Annotated in this window: 19 protein-coding genes, 2 tRNA genes and 1 other RNA gene; 11 read left to right on the forward strand and 11 right to left on the reverse strand. The window is 72.6% G+C overall.

The features are described from left to right. Positions 1-35: 35 nt before the first annotated feature. Complete coding sequence (locus tag V2J52_RS14005) at positions 36-2,702, reverse strand: DNA polymerase III subunit gamma and tau (RefSeq protein WP_331228337.1); 2,667 nt, start codon at positions 2,700-2,702, stop codon at positions 36-38. Positions 2,703-2,778: 76 nt separating this feature from the next. Then, positions 2,779-2,875, reverse strand: an RNA gene (gene ffs / locus V2J52_RS14010) — signal recognition particle sRNA small type. A gap of 128 nt (positions 2,876-3,003) precedes the next feature. Between ffs and V2J52_RS14015 the strand changes: the two genes are divergently transcribed. From V2J52_RS14015 to V2J52_RS14025, 3 genes are all read left to right on the forward strand, one after another. Then, positions 3,004-3,088: transfer RNA gene (locus V2J52_RS14015), tRNA-Ser, on the forward strand. Between the two features lie 121 nt (positions 3,089-3,209). Further along, positions 3,210-3,530, forward strand: a complete 321-nt coding sequence (locus tag V2J52_RS14020; RefSeq protein ID WP_331228338.1) for a type II toxin-antitoxin system VapB family antitoxin — start codon at positions 3,210-3,212, stop codon at positions 3,528-3,530. Positions 3,531-3,578: 48 nt separating this feature from the next. Continuing rightward, the gene (locus V2J52_RS14025) at positions 3,579-4,211 is read left to right on the forward strand and encodes a LytR C-terminal domain-containing protein (protein ID WP_331228339.1); all 633 of its coding nucleotides are present in this window, start codon (positions 3,579-3,581) and stop codon (positions 4,209-4,211) included. A gap of 6 nt (positions 4,212-4,217) precedes the next feature. Here the strand turns inward: V2J52_RS14025 and V2J52_RS14030 are convergent, their stop codons facing one another. After that, the gene (locus tag V2J52_RS14030) at positions 4,218-5,534 is read right to left on the reverse strand and encodes a uracil-xanthine permease family protein (RefSeq protein WP_331228340.1); all 1,317 of its coding nucleotides are present in this window, start codon (positions 5,532-5,534) and stop codon (positions 4,218-4,220) included. 109 nt (positions 5,535-5,643) lie between these two features. Between V2J52_RS14030 and V2J52_RS14035 the strand changes: the two genes are divergently transcribed. From V2J52_RS14035 to V2J52_RS14050, 4 genes are all read left to right on the forward strand, one after another. Continuing rightward, positions 5,644-6,162 carry a DUF4190 domain-containing protein gene (locus tag V2J52_RS14035; RefSeq protein WP_331228341.1) on the forward strand — a complete coding sequence of 173 codons (519 nt, stop codon included), beginning with the start codon at positions 5,644-5,646 and terminating at the stop codon, positions 6,160-6,162. 21 nt (positions 6,163-6,183) lie between these two features. Continuing rightward, positions 6,184-6,915 carry a glutamine amidotransferase gene (locus V2J52_RS14040; RefSeq protein ID WP_331228342.1) on the forward strand — a complete coding sequence of 244 codons (732 nt, stop codon included), beginning with the start codon at positions 6,184-6,186 and terminating at the stop codon, positions 6,913-6,915. 66 nt (positions 6,916-6,981) lie between these two features. Continuing rightward, a complete protein-coding gene (locus V2J52_RS14045) occupies positions 6,982-7,428 on the forward strand; it encodes a hypothetical protein (RefSeq protein WP_331228343.1) in 447 nt (148 codons plus the stop codon). 7 nt (positions 7,429-7,435) lie between these two features. After that, entirely contained in the window at positions 7,436-7,723 is a 288-nt protein-coding gene (locus V2J52_RS14050) for a transcriptional regulator (RefSeq protein ID WP_331228344.1), read from the forward strand. A gap of 60 nt (positions 7,724-7,783) precedes the next feature. Here the strand turns inward: V2J52_RS14050 and V2J52_RS14055 are convergent. Then, positions 7,784-7,869: transfer RNA gene (locus V2J52_RS14055), tRNA-Ser, on the reverse strand. Between the two features lie 166 nt (positions 7,870-8,035). On the opposite strand from V2J52_RS14055, the gene V2J52_RS14060 reads away from it, so the two are divergent. Further along, the gene (locus tag V2J52_RS14060; RefSeq protein WP_491062189.1) at positions 8,036-8,887 is read left to right on the forward strand and encodes a Sir2 family NAD-dependent protein deacetylase; all 852 of its coding nucleotides are present in this window, start codon (positions 8,036-8,038) and stop codon (positions 8,885-8,887) included. Positions 8,888-8,922: 35 nt separating this feature from the next. Here the strand turns inward: V2J52_RS14060 and V2J52_RS14065 are convergent, their stop codons facing one another. Further along, positions 8,923-9,387 carry a nucleoside deaminase gene (locus V2J52_RS14065; protein ID WP_331228345.1) on the reverse strand — a complete coding sequence of 155 codons (465 nt, stop codon included), beginning with the start codon at positions 9,385-9,387 and terminating at the stop codon, positions 8,923-8,925. Positions 9,388-9,433: 46 nt separating this feature from the next. Between V2J52_RS14065 and upp the strand changes: the two genes are divergently transcribed. Next, positions 9,434-10,069, forward strand: a complete 636-nt coding sequence (gene upp, locus V2J52_RS14070) for a uracil phosphoribosyltransferase (protein WP_331228346.1) — start codon at positions 9,434-9,436, stop codon at positions 10,067-10,069. A gap of 243 nt (positions 10,070-10,312) precedes the next feature. Then, positions 10,313-11,635 (forward strand): CAP domain-containing protein, encoded by a 1,323-nt coding sequence (locus V2J52_RS14075; protein ID WP_331228347.1) that lies wholly within the window; start codon positions 10,313-10,315, stop codon positions 11,633-11,635. 28 nt (positions 11,636-11,663) lie between these two features. Here the strand turns inward: V2J52_RS14075 and V2J52_RS14080 are convergent, their stop codons facing one another. Together V2J52_RS14080 and V2J52_RS14085 are read right to left on the reverse strand one after the other, a co-directional pair. Continuing rightward, a complete protein-coding gene (locus V2J52_RS14080; RefSeq protein ID WP_331228348.1) occupies positions 11,664-11,930 on the reverse strand; it encodes an acylphosphatase in 267 nt (88 codons plus the stop codon). After that, positions 11,930-13,312: a serine hydrolase gene (locus V2J52_RS14085; protein WP_331228349.1), complete on the reverse strand. Its 1,383-nt coding sequence runs from the start codon at positions 13,310-13,312 to the stop codon at positions 11,930-11,932. Before V2J52_RS14085 ends, V2J52_RS14080 begins: the two co-directional genes overlap by 1 nt. A 73-nt stretch (positions 13,313-13,385) precedes the next feature. On the opposite strand from V2J52_RS14085, the gene V2J52_RS14090 reads away from it, so the two are divergent. Next, on the forward strand, positions 13,386-14,351 hold the full coding sequence (locus tag V2J52_RS14090; protein WP_331228350.1) for an alpha/beta hydrolase: 966 nt from the start codon (positions 13,386-13,388) through the stop codon (positions 14,349-14,351). Here the strand turns inward: V2J52_RS14090 and V2J52_RS14095 are convergent. From V2J52_RS14095 to V2J52_RS14110, 4 genes are all read right to left on the reverse strand, one after another. After that, positions 14,348-16,078: an MDR family MFS transporter gene (locus V2J52_RS14095; protein ID WP_331228351.1), complete on the reverse strand. Its 1,731-nt coding sequence runs from the start codon at positions 16,076-16,078 to the stop codon at positions 14,348-14,350. The genes V2J52_RS14090 and V2J52_RS14095 overlap by 4 nt on opposite strands. Then, on the reverse strand, positions 16,078-16,572 hold the full coding sequence (locus V2J52_RS14100) for a MarR family winged helix-turn-helix transcriptional regulator (protein ID WP_331228352.1): 495 nt from the start codon (positions 16,570-16,572) through the stop codon (positions 16,078-16,080). The genes V2J52_RS14095 and V2J52_RS14100 overlap by 1 nt, the downstream gene beginning before the upstream one ends. A 116-nt stretch (positions 16,573-16,688) precedes the next feature. Next, positions 16,689-17,651 (reverse strand): TIGR03885 family FMN-dependent LLM class oxidoreductase, encoded by a 963-nt coding sequence (locus V2J52_RS14105; protein WP_331228353.1) that lies wholly within the window; start codon positions 17,649-17,651, stop codon positions 16,689-16,691. Then, on the reverse strand, positions 17,648-19,552 hold the full coding sequence (locus tag V2J52_RS14110; protein WP_331228354.1) for a glycoside hydrolase family 15 protein: 1,905 nt from the start codon (positions 19,550-19,552) through the stop codon (positions 17,648-17,650). Before V2J52_RS14110 ends, V2J52_RS14105 begins: the two co-directional genes overlap by 4 nt. Between the last annotated feature and the right edge of the window lie 37 nt (positions 19,553-19,589).

The following is a 19,589-nucleotide window of genomic DNA, read 5'->3' on the forward strand; positions in this document are numbered from 1 at the left end:
GCGACCGGCCTCGCGCCCCGGAAGATCCGGCGGGTTCAGTCCTCGATCTCCTCGATGACCGTGCCGCCGAGCATCTTCTCGATGAGCTTGGCGCCGCTGAGCTCGGAGTTCTCCGCGTCGGGGTCGTCCATGCTCGGCGTGTCGTCGGCGGGCGCGACGTGCGGCGCGGCCGGGGGTGAGGGCGCCGACCAGGCTGGGCTGCCGGCGGACGCCGGAGAGGCGACCGCCGTCCCTGTGCTGGTGCTGGCTCCGGCCGACGCCGGTCCGTGAGCTCCGGCGACGGCGCCGCCACCGACGCTGCCGCCGACGGCGGGCGCGGCTGACCCTGCCCACCGCCCGGGTCCGGTCGCCGCGCCTGCCGGGCCACCCGAGGCACCTCGGCCAAGGTCGGCTGGCGACGACGTGGCGTCATGGCCAGGGTTGGATCCACCGGACCACTCCCCGCCCGGGTCGTCCGCGGGCGGCTGACCGCCCGACGGGCTGGCGGCACCCCAGGCCGACGAAGCGCCACCCGACGGCCCCGGGTGGCCGCCACCGGCGGGCGCCTCACCGCTCCAGCCGGTGCTCTGACTGTGCTGCGGTCCGCCGCCGCCCTGCGCCGCCGGGCTGAGGACGGGCTCGATCCGGACGTCGACGCCGAGCGTCTCGGACAACGCACGCTGCAGAGCCTCGGTGTGCTGCCCGTTACGGAAGGTGTGGGCGAGCCCGGAGGTGGTGAAGGCCAGCTGCAGGACCCCGCCGGAGACGTCGGCGACCTGGGCGTTCTGCGAGACCAGCGCCCAGGTGGTGCGCTTGAACCGGGCAAGGGTGGCAAGCACCTCGGGCCAGCGGCGGCGGACCAGCTCGGCGTCGGCCTGCCCCGCGGCGGGGCGAGGCGCCTCCTGGGCGGGCGGCTGGTGCTGGGGCGCCTGCTGCGGCGCCTGCTGCTGGGGTGCCTGCTGGTGCGGCGCGGTGGCCTGCTGCTGGGGAGCTGCCTGTTGCGGCCGCGTCGTCGCCTGCTGCGGCGGCGAGGTTGCCTCTTGCTCCGGCCGCGCCTGCTGGGGCACGGGCCGGTCCGCGGTCGTCTCCTGCGGCGGCGCGTCCTGCCGCGGCGCAGCAGTCTCCGTCGGCGCCTGCTGCGGCGCGGTGCCCGGCGACTGCTGCTGGCCGGCTCCGTCGCGCGGCGCCGAGTCAGCCGGCTCCCGGGAGACCGTGGGCTGCTGCGGTGCCGGGGACGAGGCTGCGGAGTCGGAGCTCTGTGCTGCCGACGCCGAGTCAGTCGGCCACCGGGAGGCGGTGGGCTGCTGCGCTCCGGGGGACGAGCCGGCGGCCACCGGGGGCGCCGCCGCGGCCGCTGCGGTCGATGGCTGCGTCGCTGCCGGCTCCCGGTCGGGGCGGCCCTCGGCCGCGGCCGTCGGCCACGGGGCCGACGAGGGCGCGCGGTCCGGTGCCACCGGACGGTCCGGGGTGCGCTGCGGCTGCGGTGCCGAAGCTGCCGGCGCCGGGGCTACCGAGGCCGGCTGGCCGCCAGCACCACCCGTTGCAGGAGCCGGCACCGCGCCCGCGGTGAGCTGGTTCTCGAGCCGCTCGAGCCGGGCACCGAAGCCGCGGGCGGCATCGCCGGCCGCCGGCAGCAGCAGCCGGGCGCAGAGCAGCTCCAGCTGCAGCCGCGGCGAGGTGGCGCCGCTCATCTCGGAGAGCGCCTCGTTGACGAGGTCCCCCGAGCGGGACAGCTGGGCCGGGCCGAGCTGCTGCGCCTGGATCCGCATCCGGTCGAGCTGGTCCTGCGGCAGCGAGCGCAGCACGGTGGCGGCGTGCTCGCCGGACACCGCGATGACGATGAGGTCCCGCAGCCGCTCAAGGACGTCCTCGGCGAACCGCCGGGGGTCGTGGCCGGAGCCGATGACCCGGTCGACCACGCGGAACAGCGCGGCACCGTCGGCCGCCGCGATGGCGTCGACGACGTCGTCGAGCAGGGTCGCGTGCGTGTAACCGAGCAGCGCGACCGCCCGCTCGTAGTCGATCGTGCCGTCCTGCGCGCCGGCGATGAGCTGGTCGAGCACCGACAACGAGTCACGGACCGAGCCGCCACCCGCCCGCACGACGAGCGGCAGCACACCGCCGTCGACGCTCACCCCCTCGGCCGCGCACAGCTCCTCCAGGTAGGACTGCAGCCGCTCCGGCGGGACCAGCCGGAACGGGTAGTGGTGGGTGCGCGAGCGGATGGTCCCGATGACCTTCTCCGGCTCGGTGGTGGCGAAGACGAACTTCACGTGCGCCGGCGGCTCCTCGACAAGCTTGAGGAGTGCGTTGAAGCCCTGGCTGGTGACCATGTGGGCCTCGTCGATGATGAAGATCTTGTACCGGTCCCGCGCCGGGGCGAACGCGGCCCGCTCGCGCAGCTCGCGCGCGTCGTCGACACCACCGTGCGACGCAGCGTCCATCTCGACGACGTCGAGCGAGCCGGCGCCGCCGCGCGCGAGGTCCACGCAGCTCGGGCAGGTGCCGCACGGGGTGTCGGTCGGGCCCTGCTCGCAGTTGAGGCAGCGGGCGAAGATGCGCGCCGACGTCGTCTTCCCGCAGCCGCGGGGGCCGGAGAACAGGTAGGCGTGGGAGATGCGGTCGCCACGCAGGGCGGACATCAGCGGATCGGTCACGTGCTCCTGCCCGATGACGTCCGCGAAGGTCTCCGGGCGATAGCGGCGGTACAGGGCGGTGCTCACCCCTGAACTCTAGGCGCCCCGACGACCGCGGCGCTCATCCCTGTGGACCGGGTGCCCGGCCGGCCGGGCCGGAGACGTAAAGGACCCCTCGTGCACCCGCCAGAGCTCACCTGCCCTTGCTGCCTTCCGGCCCTGGGGGAGTTCAGTGAGGTGACGCCGCACGAGGGGTCGCCCGCAAGTCTAACGGACGCCACGACCGGGTCCAGCCGCCCTGCTCGGGGCGGGCAGCGACGCGATCTTCAGCACAGTCCGACCGGGCGGTTCGATCCGGCGCTCAGCCTCAGGTACCCTCGTACCGCCAGGAGGATTCGCCTAGTGGCCTATGGCGCACGCTTGGAAAGCGTGTTGGGTGCAAGCCCTCGAGGGTTCGAATCCCTCATCCTCCGCAGCCCGACGGGCCCGGCCGCGCACCAGCTGCGCAGCCGGGCCCGTCGTCGTCCCGGCACCTTCGCTGGTGCGGGAGCTGACCGCGGCCCCTCTGGGCGAGCCGGAACGTAGTATCGACGGGTGATCTTCAAGGCAGTCGGCGACCAGCGCCCCTACCCCGACCACGGAGTGACCTCGACCCGGGACTGGGCAGCCGTCGCTCCGCGCCAGGTCCGGCTCGACGAGCTCGTCACCACCAAGCGTGAGCTCGACCTGCACCACCTGCTGTCGGAGGACTCGACGTTCTACGGCGACCTGTTCGCCCACGTCGTCACCTGGCGCGGCGTGCTCTACCTCGAGGACGGCCTCCACCGCGCACTGCGCGCCGCCCTCCAGCAGCGGCTCCACGTCCACGCCCGGGTGCTCGAGCTCGACCTCGACGGTCAGGTGCTCGGTGCGTAGGACCGCCACGAATCACCGGAACCAGCCCGCACCGACTACCTTGGCACCGTGACGACCGACCTCGACGCCGATGCCGTTGCCGAACGCCGCCGCGCCGCTCGCCGCCGCCGGCTCCAGCAGCGCCAGACCCTGATCTTCGGCGTGCTGCTCACCGCCCTGCTCGCCGTCGCCCTCCTCGCGGCGGCGATGTGGGGCAACGTCATCCCGTCGCCGTTCAGCCGGCCGTTCAGCTCCGAGGCACCGACGGACGCCGCCAACACGTCGGTGCCCTGCCCGCCGGCGAACGCGCTCCCCACGCCGTTCGGCGAGATCACCGTGAACATCTTTAACGCGACCACGGAGGGCGGCCTGGCCGCCCGTACCGCCAGCGGGCTCGCCCAGTTCGGCATCACGGTCAGCCAGACCGCGAACTACAGCACCTCCGTCGACGGCGTCGCCCGGATCGTCACCGGCCCGCACGGCCTGCGGTCCGCGTACACGGTGGCCGCACTCATGCCGGGCGCGGAGGTGGCGCTCGACGGACGCGAGGACGAGACGATCGACGTCGTCGTCGGCAGTGCCTTCGACAGCGTTCCCGATCCCACGTCGGCGGCACTCGACCCGGAGGCACCGCTCGAGGTCCCTGCTGGGTGCAGCCCGGTAACCATCCCCGAGCCCACCGACGACGCCACCGACGCGTGACCGCGCTCAGTCGCGCGGTGCCTCCTCCGGCTCGCGCGGCTGCGGGACCGACGCCGGGCTGACGGCCTCGGCGCTCGTCCCTCGCCACCGGGCCAGCGCGCGCATGACGTGGTAGATGCCCAGCGCGGCGGCGGTGCCCAGCGCGATCCCCTCGAAGATCATGTCTCCGGCCACCCAGGTGTAGTTCGCGATCCCGACGATGAGCGCGATCCCCGCCGTCGTGAGGTTGACCGGGTCGGAGAAGTCGACCTTGGCTTGCACCCAGATGCGGGCGCCCAGCACGCCGATCATCCCGTAGAGCACTGTCGCGGCGCCGCCGAGGACGCCGGCGGGGATGGTGTTGATGAGCTCGCCGAACTTCGGCGACATGCTCAGCAGCAGTGCGACGAGCCCCGCCACGACGTACGCCGCGGTGGAGTAGACGCGGGTCGCGGCCATCACGCCGATGTTCTCCGCGTAGGTCGTGGTGCCCGAGCCACCACCGGCTCCTGCCAGGGTGGTAGCGACGCCGTCGGCGAACAGTGCGCGGCCGGTGACGTCGTCGAGGTTCTCCCCCGTCATCGCCGCGACGGACTTCACGTGACCGACGTTCTCGGCGATGAGGACGATGACCACCGGCACGAACAGCCCGACCACCGACAGCTCGAACGTGGGCGCGGTGAACTGCGGCAGCCCGATCCAGGACGCCTCGCCGACGGCGGTGAAGTCGACCTCGTCGCGTAGCACGGCCACGAGGTAGCCGGCGAGGACGCCGACGAGGATGGCCAGGCGCCCGAGGATCCCGCGGAACAGCACGGTCACGAGGATGACGACCGCGATCGTCGCCAGCGCCGTCACCGGCGCCGCGGACACGTTGTTCCAGGCCGACGGCGCCAGGTTGAACCCGATGAGCGCGACGACCGTGCCGGTGACGATCGGCGGCATGACGATGTCGATCCAGCGTGCCCCCGCGAAGTGCACGAGCAGCCCGACGAGCGCGAGGAGGACCCCGGTGATGAGGATCCCGCCAAGGGCGGCCGACATGCCGCCGATCTCGGTCGCCGCGCCGATCGGCGCGATGAACGCGAAGCTGGAGCCGAGATAGCTCGGCACCCGGTTGCGGGTGATGAGGAGGAAGCCGAGCGTCCCGATCGCCGAGAAGAACAGCGTGGTCGCCGGCGGGAAGCCGGTGAGCAGCGGTACGAGGAAGGTCGCCCCGAACATCGCGACGACGTGCTGGGCGCCGATCCCGATCGTCCGCGGCCAGCTGAGCCGCTCACCGGGGGCGACGACGTCGCCCGGCCCGACGTTGACACCATCTCCGTGCACGCGCCAGATTGCCATGGCTCCTACCTCTCATCGCCGCTCGTGGTGACGCGCAGACTAGCGGGCCTGGGTAGCCGCAGGGCTCGATCGTCCGAGGTCGTGGCAGGCTGCTCCCGGGAGGCACACGATGACCGACGACGACGTCCGCCCCGATCCGTCCGCGGCACCGTGGGCGCCGCCGGGGCACGAGCGGCGCGCTGCCGACGCTCCGGCGCCGGCCGACCGCTCCGGACCTGCCGACCCGTACCGGCCGGTCCACCCGCGGCAACCGGCGCAGCCGCACCCGTCCGCCGCCGCGTCGGCTGCCCCGTGGCCCGGCTCCGGCGGAGCGGCGCCCGGAGCGGCACAGCCGTTCGCGGTCAGCGGCAGCCACCGGGAGTCGGTGCTCGCCGGTCCCGGGTACAGCAGCCCGGCGTACCGCAACGACCAGGCTGCGGTCGCCTCGCTCGTGCTCGGCCTGGTCGGCGTCGTCGTCCCGGCGGTCTGCCTGTTCGCGGTGCTCCTGGGCCACATCGGGCTGCGCCGGCTGCGTACCTCCTACCGCGGCGGCCGCGGCCTGGCGGTGGCGGGCCTCGTCCTCGGCTACCTGATGACCGCCGTGTGGCTCGCCGTCCTCGTCCTGCAACTGGTGCTCAACTCCCTCTGAGCAGCGGTAGCGTGCCGTCTTGTGAAGCCGTTCCTGCTGCTGGCAACCCGGTCCGAGGACGCCGTCGCCGACACCGAGTACGCCTCACTCCTGCGCCACGGCGGGCTGACGGAGTCCGAGCTGCACCGGGTCCGGCTCGAGGCGACGCCGATGCCGGACATCGACCTCGACGGCTACTCCGGGATCATCGTCGGTGGCAGCCCGTTCACCACGTCGATCCCCGACGAGCACAAGAGTGACACCCAGCGTCGGGTGGAGGCCGAGCTCGCCGAGCTGCTCGACGAGCTCATCGATCGCGACTTCCCGTTCCTCGGCGCCTGCTACGGGGTCGGCACGCTGGGCCGGCACATCGGCGGAGTCATCGACGACACCTACGGGGAGCCGATCAGCGCGCCGATGGTGACCCTCACCGACGCCGGACGGCGCGACCCGCTGCTCGCCGGTTTGCCGGAGAGCTTCCAGGCGTACGTGGGACACAAGGAGGCCTGCGCTTATCTGCCGGCGACCGCGACCGTCCTTGCTGGCTCGGCCCGCTGCCCGGTCCAGATGTTCCGGGTCCGGCAGAACCTCTACGGCACCCAGTTCCACCCCGAGCTCACGCTCGACGCTCTCGTCGAGCGGATGGAGACCTACCGGCACGCCGGCTACTTCCCGCCCGAGGAGTTCGCCGCCGTCCACCGGGAGGTGGCGGCCGCCGACGTCGGCGCGGTGCACCGGATCCTGGCGAACTTCGTCGAGCGCTACGCGAGGTGACCGAGGCACTCTGACCTCGAATCGAAGCTACTTGCACTTCTTGCAACTAGGTGCAACGGTTGCGCCATGGACGAATGGACCGCAACCACAGAGGACACCCCCGGCACCGGAGTGACGCCGGAGCGTGCCCGCGCGCTGCTCGCCTCATTGCCGAGCCGGCCGAGACGGCAGCTCGGGCCGACGGACCACCTCAGCGCTGGGCTCACGATCGTCCTCGCGTTGGCCTCGGGGTTGCTCGCCCTCTCCGGCAGGCCCTGGTGGGCCACCATCCCCGCGCTTGCAGCGATCGCAATGGCCAACGCCTGGCTCACCGGTCGCATCCAGCGCGTGAACGAGCCGCGACTGCGCACCACCATCCTGCCGACCGCGGTCTTCACCGCCTGGCTGCTGGTGCCGGTCTGGCGAGGTATCACCCGGGGCGAGACAGCGCCGCTCCCAGAGGCGTTCATCCTTGCCGGGCTCGCCCCGGTCGCCTGGCTGGTGTTCTACGTCATCCTACTGATCCGCCGCTGAGGCCGACGTGACCTATCAAGAGCTCGACCCACACCTCCTCGCCCCCAAGCGCTTCGTCACGCTCGCCCACCTCAACCAGGTCGAGCAGGCGGACTACCCCGCGCTCCAGGAGTCGACCGGGCTGTCCACCCCCGACCTGTCCAAGATCATCCGCGACCTCGAGGAACGCGGACTGGTCGAGGTCACCAAGGAACGCAAGAACCGCTACGGGCACACACTCGTGCGGCTCAGCGACGAGGGCGAGAAGAGATTCCGGGAGCTGCTGCGCACCCTCAACGAGGTCGCCGGCCACTGAGCCCGGCACCGCAGGGAGACAAGAAGGGCCCCTCGGGATGCCGAGGGGCCCTTCCACACGCGGTAGCGGTGGGATTTGAACCCACGGTGGCTATGAACCACACGGCATTTCGAGTGCCGCACCTTCGGCCGCTCGGACACGCTACCTCGGCGGGCAATGCTACCCGGCGGGAGCGGCTGCGCCCAAGCCGGAGGCCCACGTCACACCCGCCGGCGCGGCTCGGCGACCGACGCGAGCTTCGTGGCGCGGCCCCGTAGCCTCGGGAACGTGAGACACCTGCCGCCCCGCATCGTCGCCCCACCCGCCGACGCCCTGCGTCCCGAACCCGCGGACATCGAGGCGGCGACCGCGCCGATCATCGACGCTCTCGCTGGCCGCACGACGGCGGTGCTCACCGGCGCCGGCATCTCCACCGACTCCGGGGTGCCGGACTACCGCTCCCCCGGCTCGCCGCCGCGCACTCCCATGACCTACCAGCAGTTCCTCTCCGGCCCCACCTTCCGCCGCCACTACTGGGCCCGCAACCACCTCGGCTGGCGCCACCTCCTGGAGGTGGCGCCGAACGCCGGGCACATGGCGCTGGCCGAGCTCGAGAGCTCCGGGGTGGTGAACGGCGTCATCACGCAGAACATCGACCTGCTCCACGTCCGCGCCGGGTCACGCAACGTCGTGCACCTCCACGGGCGCTACGACCGCATCGTCTGCCTCGACTGCCGGCTGGTCATCCCGCGCGAGGAGCACGACGCGATGCTCGTCGCCCTCAACCCGGGCTGGCGGGAGCGGATGGCGAGCGTCGTGGACGTCGAGGTGGCGCCGGACGCTGACGCGGTGCTCGCCAGCACCGGCGACTTCGTGGTTGCCGACTGCCCGCGCTGCGGCGGCGTGCTCTCCCCCGACGTGGTGTTCTTCGGCGCAACCACGCCGCCGGAGCGGGTCACCGCCGCGCGGACGATGGTCGAGGAGGCCGACGCGCTGCTCGTGGTCGGCTCGTCGCTGGCGGTGATGTCCGGGCTGCGGTTCGTGCGGCAGGCCGCCAAGGAGGACAAGCCGATCGTCATCGTCAGCCGAGGCCCCTCCCGCGGGGACGACCTCGCCGCGGTCAAGGTCGAGGCCGGCGCCAGCCGGGTGCTGCCGCTGCTCGCCCGGGTGCTGCCCGGCAGCTGAGCCACGGGCCAGCACCGACCACCCGCCGCCGCGACTCACCCGGTGGGCGACCGGCGCGCAGCGAAGAATCCGCGCAGCAGCTCGGCGCTGACCTCCGCCTCGACCCCGCCGACAACCTCCGCCCGGTGGTTGAGCCGGCCGTCACGGACCACATCACGCACCGACCCGCACGCACCCGCCTTCGGGTCCCATGCCCCGAGCACCACCCGGGCCACCCGGGCGAGCACGATCGCGCCGGCGCACATCGTGCACGGCTCGAGGGTGACGATCAGCGTGCAGCCGGTGAGCCGAAGATCACCGCGGACCGCCGCGGCCTGCCGCAGCGCGAGGATCTCGGCGTGCGCGGTGGGGTCGGAATCGGCCTCGCAACGGTTGCGGGTGGCGGCCAGCACGGCACCGTCCGGCCCGAGGACAACCGCCCCGACCGGCACGTCGCCCGTCTCGGGTGCCCGACGTGCCTCGTCGAGAGCCTGCGCCATGGCCGCCGCCCACCGCTTCATGACCCCATCCTCCCGCGACCCCGCCGGTACCGGGTACGTTCTATCCATGCGCCTGCACGTAGCCGATCACCCGCTCATCGCCCACAAGCTCACCGTGCTGCGTGACCAGCGCACCGAGTCACCGACCTTCCGACTGCTCGTCGACGAGCTCGTCACGCTGCTGGCGTACGAGGCCACCCGTGAGGTGCGCACCGAGCGGATCGAGGTGCACACACCGGTGGCGCAGACCACCGGGATCCACCTCGCTGCTCCCCGGCCCATCGTGGTGCCCATCCTCCGCGCCGGGCTCGGGATGCTCGCCGGCATGACACGCCTGCTGCCGACCGCCGAGGTCGGGTTCCTCGGCATGCAGCGCGACGAGACCACGCTCGAGGCGATCACCTACGCCAACCGGCTGCCCGACGACCTCTCCGGACGCCAGGTGTTCGTGCTGGACCCGATGCTCGCCACCGGCGCCACGCTCGTCATGGCCATCGAGTACCTGCTGGAGCGCGGCGCGCGTGACGTGACGGCCATCTTCCTGCTCGTCGCACCCGAAGGTCTGCGCACCGTGGAGGCGAGCGTGGGCGACCGTGGCAACGTGACGATCGTCACTGCGGCTGTCGACGAGCGGCTCGACGAGAACGCCTACATCGTGCCGGGCCTCGGGGACGCCGGCGACCGCCTTTACGGCATCGTCTGAGGTCACGCGCACCGACCACCTGCAACGACCGCTCACAGCGGGGAACTTTCGTCAGTCATGCACTGACGAAAGTTCCCCGCTGCTTTGTTGTGCGGGCAGCGGAAACGACATGCCTGTTATTCATGTGACTGATGTTGCAAGAGTTTTCTATGTGACAGATGTGCATTAGTCTTTCGCGAGGAACTCGGTGCCGGCGTCCTCTCGGACGGATCGGCACGGGCCCCGACCTTCTGAGGAGACGACGTGTCAGCTGCCGCGAGCCCTGGCTCTGTGCCGCCCCGCCGGGGGCGCCGGATCGTCGGCCGCTTCAGCACCGTTCTGCTCGCCGGGCTGCTGACCTTCGCAGTGCTCGCCAGCACGGTGACCGCGGCCCCGTCGATCCCCGGGTGGCTGCTGCTGCCGCTCGAGGCCACCGGGATGGTCGCCGCACGGCCGGTCGAGGCTCCGCTGCAGCGCAGCGCGCTCACCCGTCCGCTCGACGTCTACGTCGAGCAGCAGGTGAGCGAGCAGATCGTCACCGCGGGCGAGGACAGCGCCGCGTCCGGTGACAACGCCGCCAAGGCCCGCACCGCCGCCTTCGACCAGCCCCGCGCGTCCCGTTCTCGCGCGCTGCCGCCGACGACCCCCAAGGTCAGTCCCGAGGACGACGTCTCCGTCGCCGGCCCCGGCGACGAGGAGGCCACCTTCGCCGGACCTGGCGAGGGTGAGGCCGTCGCACGCCCTGACGAGGCCGAGCCCGACGTCGCGCTACCGGCCGAAGAGCCCTCCGCCGAGCCCGCGGTCGTGGCGACCGAGGAGCCCACCGAGCCGGAGCCGAGCCCCACGCCGGAGCCGGAGCCGACCACGCCCGAGCTCGAGCCCGAGCCCGAGCCCGAGCCCGAGCCGACAACGCCGGAACCCGAGCCGGAGCCGGAGCCGGAGCCGACCACCCCGGAACCCGAGCCGACCACGCCCGAGCCGACCCCGTCGGCCACGGCCACCCCCGCGCCCACCCCGTCGGCGACCCCGGCACCGGCGCCCAGCCCGTCCGCGACACCGCAGCCGGCTCCCAGTCCCACCCCGTCGGCAACGCCGCGCCCGACGCCGTCCCAGACGCCGAGCCCCACGGCCACGCCCACCCCGCGCCCCACGCCGACGCCGACACCGCCACCCGTCTCGAACGGGGACACCGCCACCGCGCGCAGCACGCTGTTCGCGCTCATCAACCAGTTCCGCGCGGCGAAGGGCCTGCCCCGGCTGGAGTACAACAACCACCTGCAGAGCGTCGCGCAGGGCTGGGCCAACCAGCTGAAGTCGATCGACGCGGTGCGGCACAACCCGAACTACCGCGCCCAGGTCCAGGCCCCGGGCGGATGGGGCCGCACCAGCGAGCTCGTCGTGCGCAACACCGGCGGGATGAACATGAACTTCAACAACCTGCTCAGCTGGATGCACACCTGGTGGACGGAGTCCGACGGCCACTGGCCGTGGATGCTCGACGACGAGTACACCCACGTCGGCTACGGCTTCGTGTGGAGCAACTCGGGGGTCCCCTACGCGGTGACGATCCTCGGCCAACAGCTCTGACACCAGCACCGATCGGCCAGCCCACCGGTCAGCGTTGCGTGAAGCCCTGCTCGCCGAGCGGCTCCTCGTCGCGGACCTCGACACGCTCGACGCGCGCACCGGACGGCCCGTCGTGCAGCCAGCGCAGCGCGCCCGCGACGGCGTCGTCCTCCCCCTCGAGCACCGCCTCGACGGTGCCGTCGGGCAGGTTGCGCACCCAGCCGGCGACGCCGAGTGCCTCCGCCTGCCGTACGCACGACAGCCGGTAGCCGACGCCCTGCACGCGGCCGGAGACGATCGCGTGGCTCCGTCGCATCACTGCCCACCTTCCTCGCCGAGCACCTCGACTGCCTGCGCGACAACGTCGACCATCCACCCGGCGTCGGGCACCGAGGCGATGTCCTCGCCGGCGATCTGTACGACGACCACGATCTGCCGGCCGTCCTCGTGCTCCAGGTACCACGAGCCTGCCATCTCACCGGTCGAGCTGCCGCCCTTGAACGCCACGTGCTCCCAGCCGGCGGGCACCTCGATGCCCGGGTTGGCGGCGAGCATGCCGCGCACCGCCTCGAGCTCGGCGGTCTCCTCCTGCAGGCCGACGTGCGCGCGACAGAGGTCCTCGGCGGTGGCGAACCAGTCGAGGTCGTCGTCCCAGACGACGTCGGCGGCGCGCGCCTGGTCGATGACGACGTCGCCGCCGGGAAGCCCGTCGAGCAGCGCCTGGCGCTCCGCATCGTCGGCGGCGGCCCACCGCCGGCGCAGCTCACGCTCGGTGAAGCCGAGCTGGAACATCTCGCGGGTGGTGATGAGCGGCGTCAGGAGGTCGGGGTCGTGATGGCCGAGCCGCTCGGCCGCCGCGAGCACCGCGGGCCGTCCGACGGCATCGATGAGGAGGTCGGTGGCGGTGTTGTCGCTGATCGCGATCAGCGCGGCCGCGGCGTCCTCGACGGTCACCTCGGTGCCGGTCGGCTCGCCCTGCAGCGTGCCCGAGGGCAGCGACCGGAGGTCGTCGGTGAGCGTGAGGGTGTCCTGCCAGCCGAGCTCGCCGTCGGCGACGGCGTACCGCACGGCGTCGAGCACGTAGAGCTTGACGATCGAGCCGATCGGCCGCACCACGTCGGCGTCGCGCGCGAGCAGCGGGCGGCAGGTGCCGTCGTCGACCTCGGCGACGAGCACCGAGGTCTCGGCCGGCAGCCCCGCGAGCGCGGCGTCGAGGTCATCGAGGCTCGTGACCTCGGGGACCGGCTCGGCGATCTCGAAGAACAGCACGCTCATCCGGCCGTCCGGCTGGGTGCCGAGGTGAAGGACGAACCGGTCGACGGGACCAGCCAGCGGCAGCTGAGCGTCGTCCTCGGTGCCGCTGTACCCCTCGACCGTGAACGGTCCGGAGGCACGGAGCTGGTCGAAGACTGCGGCGAGGTCCTCGTCCGGCACCTGCTCCCGGAAGCGCTCCTCGAAGCGCTCCGCCACCTCCTCGGCCGCCGGTCCCTCGGGGGCCGCGAGCTGGTCGAGCACCCACTGGGTCGCGGTACCGGCGCGGGTCTGCGGGATCGTCACCTCCGGGGCCACCACGACGGCGTCAGGTCCCGGGGTCGTCGTCTCAGGCTCGGGCTCGGTGCCCTGCCCGGAGCAGCCGGCGAGCAGGAGAGCACCGACGACGGCGCCGAGGACGGGGCGGGACGCAGCTCGAGTAGTCATCGCCGTCATCCTCCCAGCCGCCACGGCAGCCGGTCACCTGGCCTCCTGGGTCGGCGGCTGGGATGATCGCGCCATGCCGCCAGTCGACGTCGCCACCCCTGACGTGCTGCCCGAGCCGTGGCGGCAGCGCCGGATCACGCTGCGCCCGTCCGCCTACTACGGGCCGGCGCCGTACGCGGTGCTCGTGCACCGGGCGGAGCCCACGGCCGGCCGGCGCGCGGTGCTCTACCTCCACGGCTTCACCGACTACTTCTTCCAGGCCGAGCACGCCGAGCGGTGGATCGCCGCCGGCACGGACTTCTACGCGCTGGACCTGCGACGCAGCGGGCGGGCGTCGGTCGGCGTCTCCCGGCCGGCCGACATCCGGGACCTTCGCGACCACGACGAGGAGATCGACGCCGCGATCGGGCAGATCCTCGCCGACGGCCACGACGAGGTCGTGCTGCTCGGCCACTCCACCGGCGGGCTCATCGCCGTCGGGTACGCCGACCGGCACCCGGGGGCGGTGGACGCCGTCGTCCTCAACAGCCCGTGGTTCGAGCACAACGGGCCCTGGGCCGAGCGTGCGCTGCTGACGCCGCTGGTCCACCTGCTCGCCCGCTGGCTGCCGAGCCTGCCCGTCGGCGGGCTGGACCCCGGTTACGGCCGCTCGCTGCACCGGACCACCGGCGGCGCCTGGGACTACGACCTCGCGTGGAAGCCGTTCGACGGGTTCCCGATGCGCGCCGGGACGTTCTCCGCGGTGCGCCGGGCGCAGGCCGCGCTGGCGGCCGGCCTGGACGTCACGGTGCCGGTGCTCGTCTGCTGCTCGACGCGGTCGGGCTCGCCGAAGCGGCCGTCGCGCGAGGAGCTCACCGGCGCCGACTGCGTGCTGGACGTCGCGCACATGGTCGAGCGGGCGCCGCTCGTGGGACCCGACGTGAGCGTCGTCGAGATCGACGGCGGGGTCCACGACCTCGCGCTGTCACGGCAGCCGGCACGCGAGACGTACGAGCGCACCGTCATCGGCTGGACCGCCGATCGGCTCGGCGGTCGCTAGCCTGTCGGGCGCCCGTCGTCGCCCGCCCCCCGCGCGACGTCCCGCCCCTCGGCGGCCGCGTCTCGCTGCTGCACGACGCCATCGCTACCGGCGGTGCCCCGGCGCTCCGGCGCAGCGGTGTCCCGGCCCTCCGTCGCCGGTGGCGGCACGTCGTCGACCACCCGCTTGACCTCCATGTCGACGGTGTCACGCAGCGTCGAGTTGCGCATCGCGATCGCCGCGGCGAGGGCGATGAGCGCCATCAGCCCCATGACGAGGTAGATGATCGCCATCCCGTCGCCGTAGGTCTCACGGACGATCTGCTCGGCGCCGTCGGGCAGCGCGGCGACGTCCAGCTGGTCAGCGGCCACCGTGGACGGGTCGATCCCGGCGGCCACCAGCCGGGTGGCGAGCAGCGTCCCGATGTGGGCGGAGAGCACCGCACCGAGCACCTGCACGCCGATCGCGCCGCCGAGCGACCGGAAGAACGCGACGGCCGAGCTCGCCACCCCCATGTTCTCCAGCCGCACCGTGTTCTGGACGGCGAGCACGAGGTTCTGCATCGACGCCCCCTGCCCCACCCCCATGAGGGCGAGGAAGATACCGATGAGCCACAGCGGCGTCGTCGCGCCGACCGTCGCCATCAGCAGCACCCCGGCGGCCTGGATGGCGATGCCGCCGACGACGTACCGCTTCCAGGTGCCCCGACGGCTCACCAGCCGCCCGGCGACGGTCGAGGCGATGAACACCCCGATCATCATCGGGGTGATGAGCAGGCCGGCAGGCGCCGGGCCATAGCCCCGGCCGATCTGGAAGTACTGGCCGAGGAAGACCGGGGCGGCGAACATCACGGTGCCCACCGCGAAGCTGGCGACGATGCTCAGCGCGGTGGTGCGCTCGGTGAGGATCCACATCGGCACGACCGGCTCGACGGCGCGCCGCTCGACGAGCACGAACGCCACCGTTCCCAGGATCGCGCCGCCGACCATCGCGACGCTCTGCCACGACACCCACGGGAAGACCGTCCCGACGAACGAGAGCCACAGCAGCAGCAGGGTCACCGACAGCACGATGAGGGCAGCGCCCCAGTAGTCGATCTTCGGCTTGCGGCGGGTGCTCGGCGGCACCACCAGGCGCCGGTACAGCACCCAGATCGCGATGATCGAGAACGGGACGGCACTCCAGTAGGTCCAGCGCCAGCCCAGCCACGGGGTGTCGACGATGATGCCGCCGATGAGCGGGCCGGAGACGGTGGCGACCGCCATCACGGCGCCCATGTAGCCGTTGTACTTCCCGCGCTCCCGCGGGGAGATGATCGAGGCGATCGTCGTCTGCACGAGCGCCATCTGCGCGCCCATCCCGACGCCCTGGATCACCCGGTAGGCGATGAGGGTCTCGGCGCTCTGCGCGGAGCCGGCGAGCAGCGAGCCGATGCTGAACAGCACGATCGAGAACAGCAGCAGCTTCTTCTTGTCGAAGAGGTCGGCGAGCTTGCCGAAGATCGGGGTGCTCGCGGTCATCGCGAGCAGCGAGGCGGTGACGATCCAGGTGTACTGCAGCTGGCTGCCGTCGAGGTCGGCGATGATCACCGGCAGCGCGTTGCCGACGATGGTGGCCGAGAGCATCGAGACGAAGAGCGCGAGGAGCAGGCCGGTGAAGACCTTCATGATCTGCTGGTGCGCGGCGAGCTCCTCCGGGGTGCGCCGGGTGCGGCCGAAGCGGCCGCCGGGGGTGTCGGGCGCGGCCATCAGGCGCTCTCCTCCGAGCCGGTGGTCGTGGGCAGGACGCGGGCGTCGCCACGGAACTCGCCGAGCGCTTCACCGATCGTGCTGAGCGCGTCGGCGAGCGTGTCGATCTGAGTGGTGCGCCAGCTCTCCAGAGCGCGCTCGAGGTGGTCGCGGCGCTTGCTGCGGACCAGCGCCCTGATCTCCTCGCCGGTGGTGGACAGCCGGATGAGCGCGGCGCGGCCGTCGTCGGGGTCGGGCCGCCGCTCGATGCAGCCGGTCTTCTCCAGCGGGCCGAGGTGACGGCTGACGACCGACGGGTCCACCCACAGTTCCTCCGCCAGCTCGGCGATCCGCACCTCGCCCAGCCCGCCGAGCACGCCGATGACCGCCACCTGGCTGGCCGAGAGGCCGGTGTCCCGGGCGAGGGCGACGCTGAGGTTGCGGTTACGGCGGACGAGATCGCCCAGCGCGTCGACCAGACGCTCGAAGGACTGGGGGCGGGGGTTGTCGGTCACGAGGAGTCACTCTAGGTCAGGTACGTGCAGCATGCATCTATTCCTGCGGTGTCGTTGCTCACCGCGCCCGCAGCATGGTCACCGCGCCGTGCACTAAGTGGCTGTGGCGGCGGTGGTCAGCGCCCCGCGAGCGCCGGGAGCAGCTCCTGCTCGGCCAGCTCGAGGAACGGCGCCTGGTCCTGGCCGACGTGGTGCAGGTAGATCTCCTCGAAGCCGAGCCGCTCGTACTCGCGCAGCTGGGTGACGAGGTCGGCCACCGAGTCGGTAACGACGACGGCGCCGGCGATCGCCTCGTCAGGCACGAACTGGCCGATCTTGTCGAAGTCCTCCGGCGTGGCGGTGTCATGGCTGACGGGTTCGGGGAACGGGTGGTTCTGCCACTGGTCCCGCGCGATGTCGCGAGCCTCACGCATGCTGGGCGCGATCGACAGGTGGACCTGGAGCGCGAGCGGCCCCGCCCCGCCGTGGCGCCGGTAGGCGGCGACGACCTCGGTCATCGTGGCGAGCTCGGCGTTGATGGTGATGAGGCCGTCGGCCCAGGTGGCGGCGCGCGCCGCCGTCGCCGGGGACAGCGCCGGGCCGATGAGCCGGGGCGGCACCTCGGGCCGCGAGTAGACACGGGCACGGTCGACGACGACGTGCCCCCGGTGGGTCACTTCCTCACCTGCGTGGAGCCGGCGAATGATCCGGGCGCACTCCTCGAGGCGATCCTGGCGCAGGTCCTTGCCGATCCACTTGTCCCCGGTGATGTGCTCGTTCATGTTCTGCCCGGAGCCGAGCGCCAGCCAGAACCGGTCCGGGAACATCTCCGCCACGGTAGCCGAGGCCTGCGCGACGACCGCCGGGTGGTAGCGCTGGCCAGGCGCGGTCACGGTGCCCAGGCGCAGGTCCGTCGTCGCCAGCGCCGCGCCGAGCCACGACCAGGCGAACCCTGAGTTCCCCTGCCGCACCGACCACGGTGCGAAGTGGTCCGAGCACATCGCCATCGCGAAGCCCGCGCGCTCGGCCCGCTGGACGTCGCGGAGCAGCTGCGAGGGCGCGATCTGCTCGTGGGAGGCGTGGAAACCGTAGGAGGTCATCGACCTGGCGCGGCGGCCTTGATGGCGTCGGCCGCCCGGATGAGTCCGAGGTGGCTGAACGCCTGCGGGTAGTTCCCGGCCAGCCGCCCGGTCGCCGGGTCATACTCCTCGGCGAGCAGCCCGAGGTCGCTGGCCCGGCCCACGAGCCACGCCATGATCTCTTCCGCCTCCTCGAGGCGCCCGCTGCTGGCGTACTGCTCGACCAGCCAGAAGCTGCACATGAGGAACGGGTACTCCCCGCCCTCGAGGCCGTCGATGGCGGCGGCCGTGCGGTAGCGGTGGACGAGGCCCGGCTCGATCACCAGGTCCTGCTCGATCCGCGCCACCGTCCCGAGCATCCGTGGGTCGTCGTAGCGCAGGTAGCCGGTGTGCGGCAGCTGCAGCAGCGAGGCGTCCACCTCGGTGTTGGCGTACGTCTGGTTGTAGCTGCCGAGCTCCTCGTTGAAGCCGTGCTCCTCGATCTCCGCGGCCAGCCGGTCGCGCAGCTCGCGCCACCGGTCCACCGGGCCGTCGTGGCCGCGCTCCTCGACCGCGCGGATGCCACGGTCGAAGGCGGCCCACATCATCACCCGGCCGTGGGTGAAGTAGTGCGTGTCCCCGCGCATCTCCCAGATCCCGTGGTCCTTGCGGTCGATGTTGTCCCCGGCGTACTTCAGCAGGCTCTTCTGCAGGCCCCAGGTGTACTCGTCCTCGGCGACGCCGGCCTCCCGCAGCTCGTGCAGCGCGATCATCACCTCCCCGACGACGTCGGCCTGGTACTGGTCGGCCGCGCCGTTGCCGATGCGCACCGGGCGTGAGCCCTCGTAGCCGGCGAGGTGGTCGAGCTCGAGCTCGATGAGGTCCCGCTCCCCGCCAAGCCCGTACATGATCCTCACGTCGGCGGCGTCACCGGCCACCGCGCGCAGCAGCCAGTCGCGCCACAGCGTCGCCCCCTCCGTCAGCCCGTGGCCGATGGCCACCTCGATGGTCAAGGCGGCGTCCCGCAACCAGGTGTACCGGTAGTCCCAGTTGCGCCCGCCGCCGAACAGCTCGGGCAGCGACGCGGTGGGCGCGGCGACGATGCCGCCGGTCTCCGAGTGGGTGAGGGCGCGCAGCACGAGCAGTGAGCGCAGCACGATGGGCTGGTGCCCGGTGTGGACCTCCAGCTGCGAGGACCACGCCGTCCAGAACTCGACGGTCTCCGCGAAGGCCTGGTCCGCGTCGGGCGGCTCGGGCGGCTCGCGGAAGGAGGGGAACCAGGTGAGGTCCCAGTCGAGCGCGTCTCCCTCGCGCAGCCGGAAGGTCCCGACCAGCCGCGGCGCCCGGCCGCCCTCCTCCGGTCCGGGCTCCTGGTGGCCGCCGGGCTGGGCCGCAGAGGCGTGGGTCGCGTCGCTCGCCCGGTCGCCGTCATCACCGCCGGCGTCCTCGTGCTCGCCCTCGTCGGGCCAGTGCAGCATCGGCCCGGTGACGAGGATGGCATCCGGCCCGGCCAGCGCGAGCATGGCCCGCTCGCCCGTGGCGAGCTCCACCTGCCGCGTCCAGGGCGTGGCACGCGCGTAGTCGAACCGCAGCCGGAGGTCGTGCTCCACGTCCACCTCGCCGGCCAGGCACTCGACCCGCCGGACGAGGTCGCCCTGGGTAGTGCTCGGGGGCAGGAAGTCGGTGACCCGGACCCTGCCGGTGGGGGTCTGCCAGGTGGTTTCCAGCACGAAGGTCTGCGGCAGGTAGCGCCGTTCCACGACCTCGCCGTCGATGGCGCGCAGCAGCCACCTGCCGTCGTCGGCGTCGCCGAGGATGGCGGAGAACACCGCCGGGGAGTCGAAGCGCGGCAGGCAGAGCCAGTCGATGCTGCCGTCGCGCGACACCAGCGGGCCGGTGCGCAGGTCGGACAGCAGGGCGTAGTCCTCCAGGGGGGTGCTCATCCCTCACAGTCCTACCGCACCGGCCCCCCGGCCGCAC

It is taken from the genome of Georgenia sunbinii, from assembly GCF_036421875.1.
In the GTDB taxonomy this organism is placed as follows: Bacteria; Actinomycetota; Actinomycetes; order Actinomycetales; family Actinomycetaceae; genus Georgenia_B; species Georgenia_B sunbinii.